The organism is Rhodococcus sp. O3 (assembly GCF_048897285.1).
In the GTDB taxonomy this organism is placed as follows: domain Bacteria; phylum Actinomycetota; class Actinomycetes; order Mycobacteriales; family Mycobacteriaceae; genus Rhodococcus.
This window is the reverse complement of record NZ_JBMBTE010000037.1, coordinates 1-19,540: the sequence shown is the minus strand read 5'-3', so window position 1 is coordinate 19,540 and position 19,540 is coordinate 1. Positions and strand designations below refer to the sequence as shown.

Below are 19,540 nucleotides of genomic sequence, written 5' to 3'. Positions count from 1 at the left end.
AGGGCTTCGGCGTATTCGTCTCGTGGAGGTTCGGTACGGGGGAACCGTGGCGGGTCAGCCCACGTTGCGACGCAGCCAGGTGACCTCGGCGCCGTCGCCGCCGCAGCGGTACGGCTCGAGCACCTCGTCCCACGCGGTCCCGAGGGCACGGTGCAGTTCGGCGGCCAGGTTGCCCGACGCCAGCAGGGCACGCAGACGGCCCTCACCGACCACCACATCCCCGTTGGCCGACGTGTTGCCGCGCCACAATCCGAGTCCGGGAGCGTAGCTGTAGCGCTCGCCGTCGACACCTTCGCTGGGATCCTCGGTGACTTCGAAACGCAGCATCTGCCACACGCGCAGGGCGTCGACGATCCTCGCGGCGGTGCCCACCGGGCCGGTCCAGTTGACGGTGGTGCGCAGCAGGCCCGGATCCGCGGGCTGGCCGATCCAGGTCGGATCGGGCCGGCTGTCGAGGGTGGCAGCCAGCGCCCACTCGATATGTGGACACACAGCAGCGGGCGAGGAGTGGATGTAGACCACTCCCGTTGTCGCATCCGCGAACTGGTTCGACGCGCGCATACACACCTCCGTGTTCGACGAGAACGTCTTCCCCAACGCCCGTCGTCCACGGCGGTCGCACCCGGCGACACTCGAAACAGTTTGCCCCTGTGACCGGTGTTTCGCTAGCGAACCGGAGAGGTTTCTGTGATCTCACCCAAAACAGCGTCGGAAAACGCGGGCCACAGGGGTTTCGCCCAGTCCCCGAAGGCGCGGTTCGTCAGCACGACGGACGCGATGCCCGGATCGGGATCGACCCAGAGGAACGTGCCCGACTGCCCGAAATGTCCGAAAGTGCGGGGCGAGTTGGCCGATCCGGTCCAATGCGGACTCTTGTGCCCCCGGATCTCGAAGCCGAGACCCCAATCGTTGGGTTTGTGCATACCGTAGCCGGGCACGAGACCGTCGAGCCCCGGGAATTGGACGGAAGTCGCGGCCGCGAACGTCTCCTCCGAGATGAGTGTCGGGGCGAGCAGTTCGGCGGCGAACAGGGACAGGTCGGCGACCGACGAGTGACCGCCGTGCCCCGCGGGCCCGGGCAGCGTGGATTCGCGCATGCCCAGCGGTTCGAAGACGGCTTCGGTCAGATAGTCCGGGAACACGATTCCGGTCTCGTCGGCGATCAGGTCGGCGAGCACCTCGAATCCGGCGCTCGAGTAGATGCGCTTGCGGCCGGGTTCGGCCTGGACCTTCTGCTCCCCGAACGCGAGGCCGGAGGCGTGGGCCAGCAGATGACGGACCGTGGATCCGGGAGGGCCCGCCGGCTGGTCGAGCTCGATCGCCCCTTCCTCGACGGCGACGAGCACCGCGTACGCAACGAGCGGCTTGGTGACCGACGCCAGCGGATAGACCTCGGCGGTCTCACCGACGGTGCCGATCACGCCGCCGTCGCGGGTCAGAACTGCGGCGGCGGCGTGATCGACCGGCCATTGGGAAACGAGCTCCAGACTGCGCACCGGTCCAGACTAGAAGACCGGTGCCAGTCCGGTTGTCACCAGTCGGCTTCGGTGTAGCGGATGACGCCGCGGATGTTCTTGCCGTCGAGCATGTCCTGGTAGCCCTCGTTGATCTGCTCGAGGCTGTAGGTGCGGGTGACCATGTCCGCGAGGTTCAACTGCCCGGACTTGTAGAGGTCCAACAGGTTCGGGATGTCGACCCGAACGTTGCAGCCGCCGAAGATGTTGCCCTTGAGCTCCTTCTGCAGCATCGCGAACAGGAACGAGTTCAGCTTGACGTCCATGTCGGACATGAAGCCCATCGCGGTGACGACGCAGGTACCGCCCTTGGCCGTGATGGTCAGCGCGGGGTCGACCAGCTCGCCCTTCATCTCACCGACGGTGATGATCGTCTTCTGGCACATCTTGCCCCAGGTGATCTCCATGATCGGGACGATGGCCTCTTCGATGGAAGCGTAGGCGTGCGTGGCACCGAACTTCAGCGCCTGCTCCCGCTTCCACGGCACCGGATCGATGGCGAAGACGTGCCGGGCACCCGAGGCGACCGCGCCCTGCAGCGCGCTCATGCCGACGCCACCGATGCCGATGACCGCGATCGAGTCGCCGGGCTTGACGTCGGCGATGTGGGTGGCCGATCCCCAACCGGTGGGCACGCCGCAGCCGACCAGCGCGGCCAGCTCGAACGGGATGTCCTTCTCGATCTTGACGACCTGGGTCTGGTTGACCGTCATGTACGGCGAGAACGTACCGAGCAGGCACATCGGGATGACGTTCTCCCCGCGGGCCTGGATGCGGTAGGTGCCGTCGGAGATCGCCTGGCCGCTGAGCAGACCGGCGCCGAGGTCGCACAGGTTCGAGTGCCCGGTCGCACACGACGGGCACCGCCCACACGACGGGATGAACGAGAGCACGACGTGGTCGCCCACCTCGAGTCCGACGACGCCTTCACCCACCTTGGTGATGACACCGGCACCCTCGTGTCCGCCCATGGCCGGGTAGCTGGGCATGGGCGTGGCACCGGTGACGATGTGATGGTCGGAGTGGCACATGCCGGCCGCTTCCATGCGGATCTGCACTTCGCCCGCAACGGGATCCCCGAGCTCGATCTCCTCGACCGACCACGGCTCGTTGACCCCCCAGAGCAGTGCACCCTTGGTCTTCATCTGACATCACCCTCCATCACATTCGGACTTCCGCACGTGACGATAACCACATTCGGTGTGAATTGGAACAGGTTCTCACTGGGCGGGCGCACAGTGGCGTCGAATGCCACCACGACCGGGCGGAGTCGCGTCGTGACGTCGACACTCGACCACCCACATCCGGTCCACGACCGCACGATCGGATAGCGTGGATCCAGTCGCGATGCCTCGCGAATCCCAGGCGGTGGAGGAACCCGTGGCCGACATTCCGGAGATCACCTTCCACGGTGCCGCGAGGACCGTGACCGGTTCGTGCATGGAAGTCACCTTCGAGGACCGACGGATACTCGTCGACTGCGGCCTGTTCCAGGGCTCGCGGAGCCTCGAGAGACTCAATCTCGAGGAGTTCCCGTTCGATCCGGACTCGGTCGACGCCGTCATCCTCACGCACGCCCACATCGACCATTGCGGGCTCCTGCCGAAACTGGTGGCCAGAGGTTTCGGAGGCCCGATCCACTGCACGGCCGCGACCGCCGACCTGCTCGAGTTCATGCTCGCCGACGCCGGCCGCATCCAGGAATTCGAGGCCGAACGCCGGAACCGGCGGCGAGACCGCGCCGGCCACGAGCCGTTCGCACCGATATACACCGAGGCCGACGCACTCGAGGCCTGGAGCCACGCCCGGCCGGTGCCGCTCGAGCAGTGGTTCGAGCCGGTTCCCGGATTCCGCGCCCGCCTGTGGAACGCAGGCCACATCCTGGGTTCGGCGTCCGTCGAACTCGAGGTGGGTGGTGTGCGGATGCTCTTCTCGGGGGATCTCGGACCGGAACACAAAGCGTTCCAGGCCGATCCGGAGGGGCCCTCACATCTGGACTACGTGGTGTGCGAGTCGACGTACGGAGGCCGGACACGACCGCGGTGCACCATCGCGGAACGCCGGGCCGTACTCGAGGACGAGATCAACCGCGCACTCGGCCGCGGCGGCAACCTGGTGATCCCCTCGTTCGCTCTCGAACGGACCCAGGAACTACTCCTCGACATCGCCCACCTCGTCGACGACAACCGCGTCGCACAGGTACCGGTGTTCGTCGATTCACCGCTGGCGATTCGTGCCACCAACGTGTTCGCCCGGTACACCGAGGAACTCGAGGATCTGGACGGCCGGAACATCTTCCGCCACCCCGCATTCGAGTACACGCAGGACGCCGAGGAGTCGATGCGCATCGACACCTTCAACAGTGCGATCATCATCGCCGCGTCCGGCATGTGCGAGGCGGGGCGGATCCGCCACCATCTCCGCAACAATCTCTGTCGCCACGACTCGACGGTGCTGTTCGTCGGCTTCCAGGCGCAGGGCTCGCTCGGCCGCATCATCCTGGACGGCGCCGAGCGCGTGCGCATCTCCGGGTCCGACGTCGACGTGCGGGCACAGATCCGGCGGATCGACACCTACTCCGCGCACGCCGACCACAACGAACTGGTCGAGTGGCTCCGCGACCGCACACCCGTCACCGGGGCGGTGTTCCTCGACCACGGCGAACCAGAGGCCGTGGCAGCTCTCGCCGGCGCCGCGCAGGAACTCGATTCGACACTCACCGTGGTCGCGCCGGACCTCGGAGCGCGGTACCGCCTGCACGCCGGCGGCCCGGCCGAACCGCTCGGCACCGCCGAGCCGCGCGCATACACGACCGGACGGGACTGGCAGAACGAATACGCCGCCTTCGCCGTGGATCTGCGCGAGAAGTTGTTGCGGATCGAAGACCGTCGCGCGAGGGAACAGGCGATCGCCGACATGAACGCCGTGCTCGAGAGCTACAGCTCCGGGGCGCGGCCGAAACCCGTGGCCGAGTCGCGAATCCGTGACGACACGCCGCGACACAAACGCCGCAAGCGGGCCACGCGGCGGCGCCGCATGCGCTTCTGATTCCTCGAGCCTCTTCCTCGAGTCCTGCGACCGACCGGCCGTAATCCCCGGCTGTACGCCCCTCCGTCACACGCGGCCGTGTGAATATCGTGCTCTCGTTGTCGAGAACATCATTTCCGTCTAACGTAATCAGCATGCCTGAATGCGACAACAAGCTGTCGCGACGGCACCGGACAACGGAGGACGTGCTCATGACAACGAAGGCGCTCGCGCCCGACGTTTCGACCTGGCCCGCGGAGGATCCGCAGCTCATCGGCAGCCGCTGCGACGACTGCTCCGCGACGACGTGGCCGCGGCAGCCGCGTTGCCCGCGCTGTAGCGGCGCGAACATCTCGGATCTGCTGCTCCCCCGGCGCGGCACGCTGGTGGCCTGGACGACGCAGGGATTCGTCCCGAAGCAGCCGTACGCGGGCAACGAAACGGCGGCCACGTTCAAGCCGTTCGTCTTCGGACTGGTCCAGCTCGGCGACGTCGTGCGCGTCGAGGCGCGAGTGACCGAGACCGACCCGGCCAAGCTGCAGCCCGGCATGGAGCTCGAGCTCACGTTCGTTCCGTTCTACACCGACGAGGACGGAACCGAGATCGTCACGTGGGCGTTCGCGCCGATCTGATCCGTACACACCTGATCGAGGAGTCCTTGAAACTATGAACGACGTTGCCATCATCGGTGTGGGCCTTCACCCGTTCGGCAGATTCGGCACCAGGTCGGCCATCGAGATGGCGGCCGACGCGATCCAGCTCGCACTCGAGGATTCGGGTGTCGCGTGGAAAGACATCCAGTTCGGCATCGGCGGCAGCTACGAGGTCGACAACACCGACTCGGTGACGCGGCTGGTGGGCCTGACCGGCATTCCCTTCACCAACGTGTTCAATGCCTGCGCCACGTCGGCCAGCGCGATCGAGCAGACCGCCGACGGTATCCGTTCCGGCAAGTACGACATCGGCATCGCCGTCGGCACCGACAAGCATCCGCGCGGCGCGTTCACCGCCGATCCCGCGATGCTCGGCCTGCCCGCCTGGTATGCCGAGAACGGCCAGTTCGTCACCACCAAGTTCTTCGGCATGAAGGCCAACCGGTACTGCATCGACCACAACATCTCGCACGAGACGCTGGCCCGGGTCGCGGCGAAGAACTACCGCAACGGTGGCCTGAATCCGAAGGCCTTCCGCCGCACCGAGTTCAGCCTGGAGGAGATTCTCGAGTCGCCGATGCTGAACTACCCGCTGACCGCCAAGATGTTCTGCGCTCCCGACGAGGGTGCCGCCGCGGTCATCATGTGCCGCGGCGACCTGGTCTCGAAGTACACCTCGAACAAGCCGGTCTTCCTGCGCTCCACTGCCATTCGCACCCGCACGTACGGCGCCTACGAGGTGCACGCGACCTGGGCCGCTCTCGAGGAGGACGTCTCCCCGACGGTGTACGCGGCGAAGGCTGCGTACGAGGCCGCCGGCATCGGCCCCGAGGACGTCGACGTCGCGCAGCTCCAGGACACCGACGCCGGCGCCGAGGTCATCCACATGGCCGAGACGGGGCTGTGCGCGGACGGTGACCAGGAGAAGCTGCTCGCCGAGGGTGCCACCGAGATCGGCGGCTCGATGCCCGTGAACACCGACGGTGGTCTCATCGCCAACGGCGAACCGATCGGTGCGTCCGGTATCCGCCAGGTTCACGAGCTGGTGCTGCAGTTGCGCGGACAGGCCGGCGACCGTCAGGTGCCGAACAACCCGCGGGTCGGCCTCGCGCAGGTCTACGGCGCGCCGGGAACGGCGGCGGCGTCGATCCTGTCCCTCTGAGTCACCCGCCGGCGCCGGTTCCCGGGTTCCCGTCTCGTTCGAGGCGGAGAACCCGGGGCTGGGCGGCGTCGCCGGTTCTACGGCCGGTCGGTGTCCAGAACGATCCGAGCCACCACCGCCCGGTGGTCCGCACCCGGTATGTCCACGGCCGTCACCTCCGTCGCCCGTCCCCCCGCGACGAGAACGTGGTCGATGCCGACCACCGGCGGGAGCCGCTTGTCGGTCGGGTAGGTGACCAGGTTCCCGGCACCCACCTGTTCGCCGGCATCACCGAAACGTCCGGACAGCAACGCGCGGAACTGCGCATGGTCGAAGGTCGCGTTGAAGTCGGCGCCCACGATCGCCGGCAGCGTCACGGGTGTTCGCTCGAGGATGTCCCGCAGGCGGGACAGCTCGTCGGCCCACACGTGTGTACCGAAGACCGGCGGCACGGGATGGAAGGCGTACACCGCGACCGGTCCGACACCGGGAACCTCGGCGGTCGCCGAGAGCTGGCTCATCACGAACCCGTCGTATTCGACGGCGTCGGACAGCGGGTAGGTACTCCAGATTCCGGTTCCGTTCGCGCCCGCGGCGGGCGAGACATACCGGTGCGGCAGGAGCTCGTCGAGACCTTCCCGGCTCAACGCATCGACTGCCTCGGGTGACAGCTCGTCGACGGTGAGGATCCCGACGTTCCGTTCGCGGACCTCGGCCACCACGGCGGCAGGGTCGGCTCCTCCGAAGAGAATGTTCGTCTGCATCACCTGCACGGCAACGCCGTCGACCGCGGTCGCGCTCCCGACGTGCAGCGGCGCCTGGGTCACGACCGCACCGGCCACCACGAGCCCCGCGACCGCCCCGGCGATCCAGCGTCGGAGTGCTACGAATGCGACCGCCCCGACGACCGCGCCGGCCATCGGATACAGCGCTCCCGACGCTGCGAGCACGAGCACACGCGACGATGACGGACTGAGATGCAGGGCCACCCCGATCGCACCGATCGCCGTCGCGATCCACGCGAGAACCGCGATCGCAGGCCGCACCCACTTCGTCGTCACGCCGACCAGACAACCACGGCGACGCGATCACGGCGACGTGAGTCCGGGCGACAGTCATGACTTTGCGCGCGCCGCCGCGACCCGTGGCGCGAGCCGCATGATGTCGACGACGAAGGTGCTCACCGAGTCGCTCACCTCCTGTCCGAGCGGGGTGAGCTCGTACTCCACGTGGGACGGGATGGTGCTCAGCACCCGCCGTTCCGCCAGCCCGTCGCGTACGAAGTCCCGCAGCGTCCCCGCCAACCGGCGATCACTGATTCCGCGGACGGCCCGCTTGATCTCGCTGTATCGGCACGGTCCGCTGCGCAGCGCGGTCAGGACCAGGATCGACCACGCTCCCCCGATGGTGTCCAGCGCCGACCGAACCGACGACTCGCCGCACAGCACGTCGTCGACGGTCAGACTGCGGGCCCCACCCGGACGACTCGCGACAGCCGCTGCCGCCGCCGCGGCAATGGCAGCGTATTCGGCGTCCGATCGTGGGACCTTGCTGCTCGTTGTGGCCACAATTCCACTATAACCGCAGTAAAATCCACATTCGGAATGAATGTACCTTCGGTTCGGTTGTAGTGGGCACAAGCTCGGCACCACATGGACGGAGTGTTCTCATGACGACCCAGCGCTCTCACGGCTCCCACACCACCGGCAGCGTCTTCCGGCTCGGCCGCCCCTGGCAGGCGCTCGACCCCTTCCTGTTCGCGACGCACCACGTCGACCACTACCCTGCCGGAACGGCGAATCTCGGCCCGGCGTCGGTGGCCGGCCACGATCTCGGCAGCGACTTCGACAACCCCGCGGGCTGGAGCATGTATCACGGTCGGACGGTGCCCGGTTTTCCCGCGCATCCGCACCGTGGCTTCGAGACGATCACCATTGTCGAACGCGGCTACGTCGACCACGCCGACTCGACCGGCGCGACCGCGCGTTACGGGCAGGGCGACGTGCAGTGGCTGACCGCCGGCAACGGCGTCTCGCATTCGGAGATGTTCCCGTTGCTCGAACAGGACGCCGACAATCCGTTCGAGCTGTTCCAGATCTGGCTGAATCTGCCCGCCACCGGCAAGGCCGCGTCGCCCGAGTTCACGATGCAGTGGAACGAGGACATCCCGGTCGTGGCGGTCCGCGGCCCGGTGGGCGGCACGGCCACGATCAAGGTGATCGCGGGACGCTACGGCGACGCCGAACCCGTTGCCCCGCCGGTGAATTCATGGGCATCGAATCCGCGATCGGACATCGCGGTGTGGTTGATCGACCTCGAACCCCACGCGCGGGTGGAACTTCCGGCGCCCGCGACCGCCGACACCCGCCGGGTGCTGTACGTCTACGGCGACGCCTCGCGTGCAATCATCGAAGGCCTCGACGTGGCCGCAGGAGAGGGCTTCGCCCAGTCCGCTCAGAGGCCGACCGTGGTGGAGACCGGTGACGGGCCCGCGAAGATCCTCCTGCTGCAGGGGGTTCCGATCGGCGAACCCGTCGCCCAGCACGGCCCGTTCGTGATGAACACGACCGCCGAACTCCAGCAGGCGTACGACGACTATCGCCGCACCGAGTTCGGTGGGTGGCCGTGGGATCGCGTGGACGTCGTACACGATCGCGAAACCGGGCGGTTTGCACGGCATTCCGACGGCCCGGTGAGCACTCCTCACGCCACCGAGGCGCCGACCAGCCGGTAGCCGGCGCCGACGCTGATGTCGATCAGGTGCCGGGCAGCGGATGGTGTGGTCCCAGGTCGCCGGCTGGACCTGGGACCGTCGCCGAGCCCACTGGTCGAAGCCCGCATCTTCTGGATCGACCACTATTGACAATGACAGTTGTCAGTCGGAAGGTGGGTCTCGTGACGATCCCGGCCTACGCACCGACCCGCTACATGCGCGACCGCGCGCACGCCGCGCGCATCACCGCGCCCCTGCGTCCGTTCGCGTGGCCGAATCCCGATGCCGACCCGGAGGAGGCCGACCGGCTCCGACGGGCACTGCTCGAGCGGGACGAACCGAGCGCGGCGCTGGTCCGGGCGATGCGCGAGGACCGCACTGTCACGATGGCCCAGTTCCGGCAGGCACTCCACCACGGCATCGACTCCGTGCCCGACGCCCCGCGACCCCTGCGTGACTACTTCGCGCTCCTCGAGGACACACCGGACTGGGTCGACCGCGACAGGATCGCCCTCGGCGCACGGACCCTGCGCCGGGTCGGCACCGACGCAGCGGACGTCCTCGCCTACGGATCTCTCCTGGGCGGGTACAACAACTCCGGTCCGCTGCCGATCCTCACGGGATCGGGCAAGCTCACCGGCGACCGGACACTGCGGCGCATCGCCGAGACCGGGGCGTGGTGGTACGGCTGCACCGAGGACGGCGGGCTCGAGCGCTTCGGCGACGGGTTCATCCTGTCCGTCCACGTCCGGCTCATGCACGCCTTCGTGAACTACCACCACGAGCGCGAAACGGATTGGGACACGGTCGAACGTGGACTTCCCATCAATCAGTTCGACCAAGCCGGCACCCTGGGTCTGTTCTCCATCACGTTCCTGCTCCACACGCGGGTACTCGGTGTGCGCTACACCCGTCGGGAGGCCGAGGCCGTCCTCCACCTGTGGTGTTACGTCGGCTGGCTGATGGGTGTCGACGAGCACTGGCTGCAGTTCGACCTACGCAAGGGACTGCGCATGATGTATCACATCGGCTCGGCGTCGCCCGCCGCGGACGAGCACAGCCTCCTGCTCGCGGCGTCGCTGGTCGATCTGCCTCTCACCTCCACCGAAAGCGGGTTCGGCCCGCTGCGCCGACGCTACGAGTACGAGCGCGGGCTCTCGCTCGCGACCATTCTGCTCGGTCCCGCCGCGGTCCGGGCACTGAATGTCCCGATACGTCCGCCGTGGTACCCGGCTGCCCGACTCGCGGTGAACGTGGCCAAGCACCACGTGATCGGTCGCGTGCCGGCCGGGAAGCGCTGGTTGCAGCGGCTCGGCGAGCGTCGCCTCGCAGAGAATCGGCAGCGGATCCTCGGCGGTGAGATCACCACCGTCGCGCCGATCCCTGCATGATTCTTGCGCCACCGGTGATTTCGTGCCATCCTCGACAACCATGACAACAGGAAAGGCGGCCTCCGCCCCCGTCGCATGATCCCCGCCGTCCGAGAACTGCGCGATCATTGGCTCGCGCACGGACTGAGCACTCGACCCGCCGATCGTTCCGTCGCGGAATGCGCAGTTGCGGAACTCTATCGGCGTTCCGGTTTCGATCCACCCGAATTCGTGTGGGCGCCGTCACCGGCCGCTGCATCGACATTCATTGCGCACCAGTCGATCCCGGGACCATCCTCGGCGCTCGACGACACTCATCCGTCCGTGCGCATCGCGTCGCTGTTGTCGGGCGGGCGCAGGCGGATGGACGAGCGGATCCGGCGGCGCTATCCGTCGTCACGATTCGGAGCGTCTCCGAATCCGGAGCAGGTCATCCGGAGGATGATCTGGAATTCGTTGCGTACTACGCTTTTCGACGGAGTGGCCACCGCGATCCGGCGAACACTTCCCCAGCCCCTGAGCACCGTGAGCTGGTACGGGCAGCAGGAAGCGCACCGGGTCGGATACTACGACGCGATCCGGCAATGCGGTCTCGTCGGTTTCGGAGCACTCGACAGTGAACTTCTCGACGCACAGGCCGCACTGGCCGGCGCTACCGGATGGTGGTGGGCGTTCGAGCGGGTGTGCGTGATGGCCGAACGCCCCTGCGAACTGCACACCGAGCCGTCGCCCGGCGGTTCCGAGGACGAACGACGCCTCCACCACCCGAACAGGGCAGCGATCGAATATCCGGACGGAACAAGATCTTTCGTCCATCACGGCACCATCGTTCCGGAATGGGTTGTGCTCGATCCGACGGCCGAGCGCATCGGACGCGAACGCAACGTCGAGATCCGGCGGTGCGCGATCGAGCGTATCGGGTGGGACGCCTACATCGAGGAGGCAGCGCTCACCCTCGTGGACCGCACCGGGGATCCCGGCAATCCCGGCTGCCTGCTCGAGTTGTACGACAGCCCTGGCGGCTGGGGCGCACCGGGACGAATCCTGCTCGCCGTCAATGGATCTCTCGAACGCGACGGCACTCGCCGACGCTACGGACTGCCCGTTCCCGCGTGGGCTCCGTCCGCCCTCGATGCCGCCGGATGGACCTACGGCATCAGCGGTTCCGACTATGCCCGGCTGGTACGCCGGACCTGACATCCCCGAGGTGAATTCCATGAATGCTCTTCACACCCTGTCCGACATCACTGCCTGGAGCGGCATCGACGTGCTCGAGCACCTCGATCGCGAGGTGTCCGTGCCGGTCGTCGACGGACCGCAGGCACAGGGCGATCTCATCGTCGTCCCGCACTCGATGCTCACCGGCGTGGTGACACGCCAACCGTGGACCCGGACCGTTCCGGTTCCCGCGTCCGGGATCGAGTTGCTGCGCAGCGCCGCCGGAGGCAATCCGCATTCGCTCGTCGCGGACGAGGACGCGTGCACGTGGACCGCGCCGGTTGCCGATCCCCGGGGTCTCGCGCTCGGGATCGTCGAAGTGACCGGTGTCGCGTACCTCGTCCACCCCGAGCACGGCGCCACGGGCATCGCACCGGGCCGCTACGTCATCAGCCGGCAACGCGAGCGCGGTACCGGCCTCTACGGTGCGGCCCGGCTCGTCGCGGACTGACGCGGTCGACTCGACCCGGAGAGTTGGCCCCGTGACGCGAACGCGCCGTCACCCTCGAAGGCACGATCCGCGAAGCGTTCGCCGATGAGCCGGTGTGTTTCGGCGTCGGGGTGGAGCCGGCCCGGCAGCGGCAACACCGCATGATCGGCTTCCCCATAGAGATCGGTTCCGTCGAGGTAGTAAATGTTCGGGTCGTCCTCTGCACGCTGCGCGACGATGCGCGCCAGATCCTCGCGGATCGTCGTGAGCGTCAGCTTCCCGGCCGCGCGCTCGGCCGGATCCCCCGTCGCGACGAACGCCAACGTCCCGGCGGCGAGCGCTTCGGTGTCGAATGCGCCGGGCCCGGGTGTGTCCTCGTGGATCGGGCAGTGGATCGGCGAGACGACGAGCAGGGGGGCGGTCGGGTGCCCGTCCCGGATGGTGTCGAGGAAGCCGTGCACGGCCGGCCCGAACGCGCGGCGCCGCATCACATCGGAGTTGACGAGGTTGATACCGATCTTGACGCTGATCAGGTCTGCCGGGGTATCACGCATCGTGCGGGCGGTGAAGGGGTCGAGCAGCGCGCTGCCGGCGAGCCCGACGTTGATCAGCTCCACTCCCCCGCGCGCGGCGGCGAACGCGGGCCAGATTCCGGAGGGGGTGGCGGCGTTGGACCCGTGGCTGATCGAGCTGCCGTGATGCAGCCACACCGGACGACCCTCGTCCTCCACCGGCTCGACCGGTGCGTCGGTGCGCAGCGCGACCAGTTCGGTGGTCTCGTTGTGCGGCAACCAGATCTCGACCGTCTTCGGCGCGGCGGGCAGGTCGGCGAAACGCACGGTACCGACGTTCCCCGGGCGGTGCTCGACACTGCCGGTCGCCAGGTCGACGACGATGATGTTTCCGCCCTCCGCACCGGCCTGTCCGGCGAGGCGGCCGTCGACGATCAGGTCGTAGACGCCGGTCGGACGTGGCGGCGCGCCGATGTACGTCCGCCTCGTGGGGAGCGTGTCCAGCTCGACGACGGTCGCGCGGGTCCGGAAAGCCAGCCGCACTCCGGACGGCTGGGATTCGGCCATGAGCAGCTGAGGATCGTCGCACCGGCGGCGCGCCCAGCCGGGAAGCCGATGCGGGAGGAGACCGTGTTCGGTGCGCTCGAGTTCGGCGGCACCGCGGACGAGGTTCTGCGTGATCGCGGTGGTGGTCAGGTCGGTCGAGCCGGTCATGAATTCCTTGGGGTTGAAGATTCGATGTCGTGGATTACGGCGGATCAGGTCACGTCTCGAGATACGCGACTATCCCGCAGATCAGCCCGGCGAGTGCGTCGTCGAGATTCCCGTAGGTACCCAAGGTTCGCTCCGAGGTGATTCCGCGCATCGCTGCCGGAATGAGAGCCGCCACCTGCCTCAGCTTGACGGGATCGAGGCCGAGGTCGGCGAAGGACCGCTCGATAGCCTTGTCCCAATTGGGTTTCCATGAAGCCAGCTCTGCGGCGGTCTGCGGATAGTCCCGCTCGAGTTCCGCATGATCACGAGGTAGCGCAGCACGGAGAGTTTCGATCGCCAGCGATTCCGGCGTGCGCAAGCCCACCGCCATGGCTTCGATCAGGGCGGTCACCCGTTCGTGCAGCGTGCCGTCCGGTTTGATTCCCGCCGGAAGGTCGCCGCGCTTGTCGGCGGTGTAGCGGAGAACTGCGGCCCACAAGCCGTCGATATCGCCGAATTGGTACTTCACCACACCCCAGGTCGCGCCGATGTCCCGGGCGATCCGGTTGCCGGACACGGCCGCGGGGTCGCCTGTGGCCAAGGAAGCGATGGCTGCCTTGATCATGCTGTCCCGCGTCTCGATGCCGCGCTTGTTCGCACGTCGCCCGCTCACCGCCGCCTCCACCACGAACGGCGAGTCTACAGCGCTGACCAGCGGAACCACTTTCATAGAGCCCTCTTGCATATTTTCGAAGACAGTTCTACGATCTCTCACGGCCTGTGGTAGAGATCACAGATCTTCCGATGCCTTGTCCACCGTTTCGTTTCGAGTGCTGGAGGACCGCGTTGGCGAAGCCACCCTTGTGCATGGAGCCGACGGGCTGGTTCCAAGTGGCCTGGTGCAGCGAGATCGGAGTCGGCGCCGTTCGCAGGATGAAGTACTTCGGTCGCGACATGGTGGCGTGGCGATCGACTTCCGGGCAGGTCGCCGTTTTCGACGCCTACTGCGAGCATCTCGGCGCCCACCTCGGCTACGGAGGCCACGTCGAGGGCGAGAATCTCGTGTGCCCGTTCCACGGCTGGGAATGGGACCGGGCGGGCCGCAACGTCTGCATTCCCTACGAAAGCCGCCCGAACAAAGGTCGCCGGATCCGCAGCTATCCCGCCGTCGAGCGGAACGAGGCGGTATGGATCTGGTTCGACACCGAAGGCCGCGAGCCCTACTTCGAGGTCCCGGACATCTTCGAGGCGTTCGGGGACGGCAAGACCGCCGCCGACTACTACCCACCGGTGCCCGCGGCGACGTTGTATCGACAAGGGCTGGAACTACATCCGCAGTACACCCTGGAGAACGGGGTCGATTTCGCCCATTTCAAGTTCGTCCACAAGACGCCCTTCGTCCCCGAGTTCACTCGCCACGACTTCTCCGGACCCGTCTCCTACGTCGACTTCACCGTCTCCTTCGACGAGAACGTCGCCGAGGGGCAGGTCGCCAGCGGGGTGGAATCGATCAATGCCGGCTTGGGCTGCTCGATCACCAAGAGCTGGGGAATGATCGACAACCGCACGATGCCTGCGGTGACACCCGTCGACGAATCCACCTCCGACGTCCGCTTCACGGTGTGGATCGGACGCAAACCCGGCGACGACGGCCCGGAGATCACCAGGTACGGAAAGACGATGGCAGACTTCGTCATCGAGCAGTTCGAAGCCGACATCCACATCTGGGCCCATCAGCGTTATTCCGATCCTCCCGCGTTGACCCGTAAGGAATTCGACGGATTCCGGGCACTGCGCGAATGGGCGGCACAGTTCTACCCGGCCTGAATCCCCGGCCTGAATCCCCGGCCTGAATCCACTGCCGACGGAAAAGCTTCACCCAGCCGACAGAAAGGTCCACGAGAAATGAGCACCTCCGACAAGGTCCGGGTGTTCCAGGTTGCGACCGGCAACCTCGGCACGGAGATGATCGGCCGGATCCGCAACCATCCAGACCTCGAACTCGTCGGCCTCCACTGCTACACCCCCGACAAGCTCGGCCGGGACGCCGGCGAGATCGCGGGTATCGGCCCCATCGGCGTGACGGCCACCGGATCGGTCGAGGAGATCCTCGCCGCCGAACCCGAGGTCCTCACATTCCACGGGGTGTTCCCCGACGAAGATCTCTACGAGAAGGTTCTCGAGGCCGGCATCGATGTGGTGACGACGGCGGACTGGATCACCGGCTACCACCGCGACAAGAACCATCCGCATCCCTCGGGCCGGAAGGTCAGCGAGGTCATCCAGGCGGCGTGCGAACGCGGCAACTCCACCTTCTACGGCACGGGAATGAATCCGGGGCTGTGCCAGATCCTCGGAATCGTCAACTCCGCCGATGTCTCCGAGATCGAGAACGTCACCGTTACCGAATCGGTCGACGTCTCGTGCCACCATTCCGTCGATACGTGGAAGGCCGTCGGATACGGGCGTCCGATCGACGACCCCACGATCCCGGACTCGCTCTACAAGTACACCGCTGTGTTCGCCGACTCGGTCTACCTGATGGCCGACGCCTTCGACCTCGAACTCGACGAGGTGACCTTCGGCTACGAACTCGGAGCGTGCACGAAGGACGTCGACCTCGGCTGGTACCTCTTGCCTGAAGGTTCCCTCGGCGCGAGCTACATCAAGTACCAGGGATTGGTCGACGGTGTGCCGCGGGTGGAAACCCACCTCGAATGGCAGATGACGCCCCACACCGATCCCGCGTGGAAGATCCAGGGCTGCTACATCACCCAGATCACCGGGGATCCGAATATCTACAACAAGCACATGATCTTCCCCCGCAAGGGGTTCGACCTGTCCGATCCGTCGAACTTCGCCTCCATCGGCATGACCGTCACCGGACTACCGGTGTTGAACTCGATCAAGTCCGTGGTCGCCTCACCTCCCGGCATCATGACGAGTGCGGACCTGCCGCTCCGCGGATTCGCCGGGCGCTTCAAGAAATAGCACCGCAACGGCACTACGGTGCGTCGCCGTTCGCGTCCCCGGAGGGTTCCTGCATCCACCGCTGTCGGTGCTCGCGCAGTTCGGTTTCGCGGCGGGCACGGTAGTGCGCCAACGCCGCCGACAGCAGATCACCGAGATGATGACGGTGATTGACCCGCGGTTTCTGCTCGGGGTCGATGTGCGGTGGCGGTATCCATTCGGTACGGCCCGGATGCTCCGAACCTGCCGGTGCGACGCGGGTTTCCCAGCCGCCGGGACCGTCGTGCACCAGTGCGTGGCAGGCGTCGCACGCGAGGTCCTCGTTGCCGATGTCGGTGGGTCCGCCGTCTCGCCATTCGGTGATGTGATGGACCGCCGTCAATGTCGCGGGCGCATCGCACCCAGGGCGGGTGCAACCACCCGAGGCGGTGATCAGGGCGAGGCGCTGATCGGCCGACGCCAAACGCTTGGCGCGGCCGAGGTGCAGCGGCCGACCGTGGTGATCGAAGATCGCCAACACCGGATGCGCCTTCTCGGCCATCCGCAGCGCGTCCCGGATCGGCACCAACCCACCGGAGGCGGTGGTCACGACGCCGGTCGCTTCCTCGAGTTGTTTCACGGTCATGGTCAGGATCGCCGTGACCGGCAACCCACGATGGCTACCGAGCACCCCCGACGACAAGATCTGGCGCAGGGCGACTTTCAGCGCGTCGTGGTTGCGCTGCACCGCGGTGCGGGTGTCGCGGGCCGCGGCCTTGGCCAGAGCGTCCCGGTCGAGGGCCTCGGATTCGACATCACCGGACGGTGATTCGGGATCGTCCGGATTGTTCATGCCCGGTCGGGCGAGTTTCGCCAGCACCGGTTCGAGCAGTGCGCGGGTTTCGGGATCGATGAGCCCGGAGATCGGCGTCATGAGGTCGACACCCTGCTTGCCGATCCGCAGACCCCGGCGCCGTGTGCGTTCCTTCTCGTCCGGCACGTCCCCGTCCGGATTCAGGTACGCGAGCAGATGCGCACCGAGTTTCACGAGATCGTCGGGGGTGACCGAACACGCCGCATCCGCCAGGATCTTCTCCGCGACGGTGATCTCGTCGAACCCGACCCCGTGCGGCACCTTCCGCATCACCTTCGCCACCGCCGCGACATGATCGGGCCCGATCGCGCCGGTCTTCACGGCGGTGGCGGTGGCCGGCAGTTCGGGTTCGAGGTCCTCGCCGTCGAGGCAATGCCAGGTGCCGACCTTCTTCGCGCCCTTGACCCGTCGGGCCGCGTCGGCGGCGGAGATCCGCAGGGTGCCGATGAGGAAGTCGTTGACCGAGCGGCAGCCGAGATGGCCCGGGATCATGCGCTCGGTGGTCTCGACGATCAGACGGTGCCCGACCGCCGACGCCTTGCGCAGGGAGGTTTCCAGGCGTTGCAGGACCTCGACGATGTCGTCGTCCGACAGACCCGACAGGTCGTCACCGAGCAGGCCGTCGACCGCGGTGTCGAGGGCGGTCAGCCGCGCCTCGACCACCGCACCCCCCACCCGGTTCGAAAGCATGTTCGAAACATAGCGGGACCCACCGACAAGTTTCAGTCGGCGACGTAGCGGAGCATCACCGCGGTGTCGAAGTGCTTCGTCTCGGCAAGTCGGAGCCGGATGCGCTTGTCCAGCAGTGGGAAGAGCGGTGTGCCGCCGCCGAGCACCACGGGCGAGATGAAGAGCTGATACTCGTCGATGAGGCCGTGGGGAATCAGCGAGGCCGCGAGGTTCGCGCCGCCGACCTCCATGACGCCGTCGCCTTCGGCTTTGAGCCTGCGGACCTCCTCGACCGCGTTCTCCCTGACCAGAGTGCTGTTCCACTGGACCTCGGTGAGCGTCCGCGAGAAGACGACCTTGCGCTTTTCCGTCCAGAGTCCGGCGAACTCACGCTCGATGGGCGGCGCGTCCTCGGGGATGTGCGGCCAGTACTCGGCCATCAACTCGTACATTCGGCGACCGTGCAGCGAGATCTCGAGCTCGCGGAACCTGTCGTTGTGGAACTGGTGCAGTTCCTCGTCCGGATCCGTCCAGTCGATGTTGCCGTCGCGGTCGTTGATGTAGCCGTCGAGGGAGACGCCGTACGGGTAGATCAGTTTCCTCATGATCGGGTAGACCTCCTGGGCGCCCGAGACTCATCGGGGCGTGCCGCTTGCTCACAGGATGCCGCTACTGCCGCAAAGTCGTGGAGGTTTCCGTGATGCACGGTCGTGACCTGCATCGATGGGTGGGGCGGGCGGGGCTCGAACCCGCGACCAATGGATTATGAGTCCACGGCTCTAACCGACTGAGCTACCGCCCCATCACGGCCGTCTCCGGCTGCGCGCCCAGAATGCTACCCGTCTTTGCGGGGAGGTTCGCGCACCGGGTCACCGATGGCTCACAACGAGATCCGCGGGCCCTCCCCGCCACTTCAGAACCTCTGTCTGAATTTCGAGAATGTTATTCTCCACGTTGAAATCATTGTTTCCGATGGTGTTTCCATAGACGAGAGGCTGGCGATGGAGGGATTGAAAGACAAGGTCGTCCTGGTGGCAGGCGCCGCGACCGGGCTGGGCGCCGACTCCGCCGCTCGACTGGCCCGGGAGGGCGCAAAGGTCCTCGTGGGCGACCTGGACGGCGCCGGGGCCGAGAAGACCGCCGCTGCCATCGGTGAGGCGGGCAGCGACGCGACCGCCGTTCAGTTCGACATCTCCGTCGACGAGTCGGTGCGGGCGCTCGTCGACGCCACGATCGGCACCTACGGAAAGCTCGACGCGGTCCACATCAACGCGGGTGACATGGGCTCGGTGTCGAAGGACACCGACGTCGTCGACATCGACCTGGAAATCTGGGATCGCATGATCGCCGTGAACCTGCGCGGACACATGCTCGTCACCCGGCACACGGTTCCGCACCTGCTCGCGGCAGGTGGGGGCGCGATCGTCTACACGTCGTCGATCGCGTCGTTCACCGGCGACCCGCAGCGGCCGGCATACGCCGCGACCAAGGCCGGGATCAACGCCCTCACGCGGCACGTCGCTTCGCGCTGGGGTCGCGAGGGCATCCGCGCGAACGCCGTCGCCCCGGGTCTGATCCTCACCGACGAGATCCGCACGGGCGCCGACCCCGACCTTCTGAAAGCCCTCGTCGGCCGGTCCCGCAGCACTCGAGCCGGCGAAGCCCGTGACGTGTCGAGCATGGTCGCGTACCTGATGTCCGACGAGGGCTCGTGGATCAACGGGCAGATCGTCAACGTGGACGGCGGTACCGTTCTGCGCTGAGGTCGCGCGAACCC

General features: G+C 66.9%; 19 protein-coding genes and 1 tRNA gene. 10 read left to right on the top strand and 10 right to left on the bottom strand.

Annotated features, from left to right (window positions below; translation table 11 throughout):
• Positions 1–54: 54 nt before the first annotated feature.
• The 3 genes from ACN675_RS12960 to ACN675_RS12950 form a co-directional block, all read right to left on the bottom strand.
• The gene (locus ACN675_RS12960) at positions 55–561 is read right to left on the bottom strand and encodes a DUF3145 domain-containing protein (protein WP_420751222.1); all 507 of its coding nucleotides are present in this window, start codon (positions 559–561) and stop codon (positions 55–57) included.
• A 104-nt stretch (positions 562–665) separates the two neighbouring features.
• Positions 666–1,496, bottom strand: coding sequence for a serine hydrolase domain-containing protein (locus ACN675_RS12955; protein ID WP_420751221.1), 831 nt, complete (start codon positions 1,494–1,496; stop codon positions 666–668).
• Between the two features lie 35 nt (positions 1,497–1,531).
• On the bottom strand, positions 1,532–2,659 hold the full coding sequence (locus tag ACN675_RS12950; RefSeq protein ID WP_420751220.1) for an NDMA-dependent alcohol dehydrogenase: 1,128 nt from the start codon (positions 2,657–2,659) through the stop codon (positions 1,532–1,534).
• Positions 2,660–2,894: 235 nt separating this feature from the next.
• Between ACN675_RS12950 and ACN675_RS12945 the strand changes: the two genes are divergently transcribed.
• The 3 genes from ACN675_RS12945 (at position 2,895) to ACN675_RS12935 (ending at position 6,356) form a co-directional block, all read left to right on the top strand.
• Positions 2,895–4,562 carry an MBL fold metallo-hydrolase gene (locus ACN675_RS12945; protein WP_420751219.1) on the top strand — a complete coding sequence of 556 codons (1,668 nt, stop codon included), beginning with the start codon at positions 2,895–2,897 and terminating at the stop codon, positions 4,560–4,562.
• A 191-nt stretch (positions 4,563–4,753) separates the two neighbouring features.
• Positions 4,754–5,173 carry a Zn-ribbon domain-containing OB-fold protein gene (locus ACN675_RS12940; protein ID WP_420751240.1) on the top strand — a complete coding sequence of 140 codons (420 nt, stop codon included), beginning with the start codon at positions 4,754–4,756 and terminating at the stop codon, positions 5,171–5,173.
• A gap of 34 nt (positions 5,174–5,207) precedes the next feature.
• Positions 5,208–6,356, top strand: a complete 1,149-nt coding sequence (locus ACN675_RS12935) for a thiolase family protein (protein WP_420751218.1) — start codon at positions 5,208–5,210, stop codon at positions 6,354–6,356.
• Between the two features lie 77 nt (positions 6,357–6,433).
• Here the strand turns inward: ACN675_RS12935 and ACN675_RS12930 are convergent, their stop codons facing one another.
• Both ACN675_RS12930 and ACN675_RS12925 read right to left on the bottom strand, forming a co-directional pair.
• Positions 6,434–7,396 (bottom strand): endonuclease/exonuclease/phosphatase family protein, encoded by a 963-nt coding sequence (locus ACN675_RS12930; RefSeq protein ID WP_420751217.1) that lies wholly within the window; start codon positions 7,394–7,396, stop codon positions 6,434–6,436.
• A gap of 54 nt (positions 7,397–7,450) precedes the next feature.
• Complete coding sequence (locus ACN675_RS12925) at positions 7,451–7,903, bottom strand: winged helix-turn-helix transcriptional regulator (RefSeq protein WP_420751216.1); 453 nt, start codon at positions 7,901–7,903, stop codon at positions 7,451–7,453.
• 101 nt (positions 7,904–8,004) lie between these two features.
• Between ACN675_RS12925 and ACN675_RS12920 the strand changes: the two genes are divergently transcribed.
• The 4 genes from ACN675_RS12920 (at position 8,005) to ACN675_RS12905 (ending at position 12,087) form a co-directional block, all read left to right on the top strand.
• Positions 8,005–9,069 (top strand): pirin family protein, encoded by a 1,065-nt coding sequence (locus ACN675_RS12920; protein ID WP_420751215.1) that lies wholly within the window; start codon positions 8,005–8,007, stop codon positions 9,067–9,069.
• Positions 9,070–9,230: 161 nt separating this feature from the next.
• Positions 9,231–10,439: an oxygenase MpaB family protein gene (locus tag ACN675_RS12915; protein WP_420751214.1), complete on the top strand. Its 1,209-nt coding sequence runs from the start codon at positions 9,231–9,233 to the stop codon at positions 10,437–10,439.
• 435 nt (positions 10,440–10,874) lie between these two features.
• Positions 10,875–11,615, top strand: coding sequence for a DUF6745 domain-containing protein (locus ACN675_RS12910; protein WP_420751213.1), 741 nt, complete (start codon positions 10,875–10,877; stop codon positions 11,613–11,615).
• A 19-nt stretch (positions 11,616–11,634) separates the two neighbouring features.
• Positions 11,635–12,087 (top strand): hypothetical protein, encoded by a 453-nt coding sequence (locus ACN675_RS12905; protein ID WP_420751212.1) that lies wholly within the window; start codon positions 11,635–11,637, stop codon positions 12,085–12,087.
• On the opposite strand, the gene ACN675_RS12900 is transcribed toward ACN675_RS12905, so the two are convergent.
• Both ACN675_RS12900 and ACN675_RS12895 read right to left on the bottom strand, forming a co-directional pair.
• The gene (locus tag ACN675_RS12900; RefSeq protein WP_420751211.1) at positions 12,057–13,292 is read right to left on the bottom strand and encodes a GDSL-type esterase/lipase family protein; all 1,236 of its coding nucleotides are present in this window, start codon (positions 13,290–13,292) and stop codon (positions 12,057–12,059) included. The two genes, ACN675_RS12905 and ACN675_RS12900, sit on opposite strands and share 31 nt — an antisense overlap.
• A 49-nt stretch (positions 13,293–13,341) precedes the next feature.
• Entirely contained in the window at positions 13,342–14,001 is a 660-nt protein-coding gene (locus ACN675_RS12895) for a TetR/AcrR family transcriptional regulator (protein ID WP_420751210.1), read from the bottom strand.
• 116 nt (positions 14,002–14,117) lie between these two features.
• Between ACN675_RS12895 and ACN675_RS12890 the strand changes: the two genes are divergently transcribed.
• Complete coding sequence (locus ACN675_RS12890) at positions 14,118–15,098, top strand: Rieske 2Fe-2S domain-containing protein (protein ID WP_420751209.1); 981 nt, start codon at positions 14,118–14,120, stop codon at positions 15,096–15,098.
• A gap of 78 nt (positions 15,099–15,176) precedes the next feature.
• Positions 15,177–16,262, top strand: a complete 1,086-nt coding sequence (locus tag ACN675_RS12885) for a dihydrodipicolinate reductase (RefSeq protein WP_420751208.1) — start codon at positions 15,177–15,179, stop codon at positions 16,260–16,262.
• A 13-nt stretch (positions 16,263–16,275) separates the two neighbouring features.
• Here ACN675_RS12885 and ACN675_RS12880 read toward each other — a convergent pair whose 3' ends face one another.
• The 3 genes from ACN675_RS12880 to ACN675_RS12870 all read right to left on the bottom strand — a co-directional run bounded on the left by ACN675_RS12880 (position 16,276) and on the right by ACN675_RS12870 (position 18,565).
• Positions 16,276–17,784, bottom strand: a complete 1,509-nt coding sequence (locus ACN675_RS12880) for a DUF222 domain-containing protein (RefSeq protein WP_420751207.1) — start codon at positions 17,782–17,784, stop codon at positions 16,276–16,278.
• A gap of 32 nt (positions 17,785–17,816) precedes the next feature.
• The gene (locus tag ACN675_RS12875) at positions 17,817–18,368 is read right to left on the bottom strand and encodes a dihydrofolate reductase family protein (protein WP_420751206.1); all 552 of its coding nucleotides are present in this window, start codon (positions 18,366–18,368) and stop codon (positions 17,817–17,819) included.
• Between the two features lie 123 nt (positions 18,369–18,491).
• Positions 18,492–18,565, bottom strand: a tRNA-Ile gene (locus ACN675_RS12870).
• 199 nt (positions 18,566–18,764) lie between these two features.
• Here ACN675_RS12870 and ACN675_RS12865 point away from each other — a divergent pair.
• Positions 18,765–19,526, top strand: coding sequence for an SDR family NAD(P)-dependent oxidoreductase (locus ACN675_RS12865; RefSeq protein ID WP_420751205.1), 762 nt, complete (start codon positions 18,765–18,767; stop codon positions 19,524–19,526).
• Positions 19,527–19,540 lie beyond the last annotated feature (14 nt).

Excerpts from the sequence above, each read along its gene's own strand:
- ACN675_RS12960 (WP_420751222.1), bottom strand. The coding sequence starts at position 561 with ATGCGCGCGTCGAACCAGTTCGCGGATGCGACAACGGGAGTGGTCTAC.
- ACN675_RS12950 (WP_420751220.1), bottom strand. The coding sequence starts at position 2,659 with ATGAAGACCAAGGGTGCACTGCTCTGGGGGGTCAACGAGCCGTGGTCG.
- ACN675_RS12940 (WP_420751240.1), top strand. The coding sequence starts at position 4,754 with ATGACAACGAAGGCGCTCGCGCCCGACGTTTCGACCTGGCCCGCGGAG.
- ACN675_RS12935 (WP_420751218.1), top strand. The coding sequence starts at position 5,208 with ATGAACGACGTTGCCATCATCGGTGTGGGCCTTCACCCGTTCGGCAGA.
- ACN675_RS12920 (WP_420751215.1), top strand. The coding sequence starts at position 8,005 with ATGACGACCCAGCGCTCTCACGGCTCCCACACCACCGGCAGCGTCTTC.
- ACN675_RS12905 (WP_420751212.1), top strand. The coding sequence starts at position 11,635 with ATGAATGCTCTTCACACCCTGTCCGACATCACTGCCTGGAGCGGCATC.
- ACN675_RS12900 (WP_420751211.1), bottom strand. The coding sequence starts at position 13,292 with ATGACCGGCTCGACCGACCTGACCACCACCGCGATCACGCAGAACCTC.
- ACN675_RS12895 (WP_420751210.1), bottom strand. The coding sequence starts at position 14,001 with ATGAAAGTGGTTCCGCTGGTCAGCGCTGTAGACTCGCCGTTCGTGGTG.
- ACN675_RS12885 (WP_420751208.1), top strand. The coding sequence starts at position 15,177 with ATGAGCACCTCCGACAAGGTCCGGGTGTTCCAGGTTGCGACCGGCAAC.
- ACN675_RS12880 (WP_420751207.1), bottom strand. The coding sequence starts at position 17,784 with ATGCTTTCGAACCGGGTGGGGGGTGCGGTGGTCGAGGCGCGGCTGACC.
- ACN675_RS12875 (WP_420751206.1), bottom strand. The coding sequence starts at position 18,368 with ATGAGGAAACTGATCTACCCGTACGGCGTCTCCCTCGACGGCTACATC.
- ACN675_RS12865 (WP_420751205.1), top strand. The coding sequence starts at position 18,765 with ATGGAGGGATTGAAAGACAAGGTCGTCCTGGTGGCAGGCGCCGCGACC.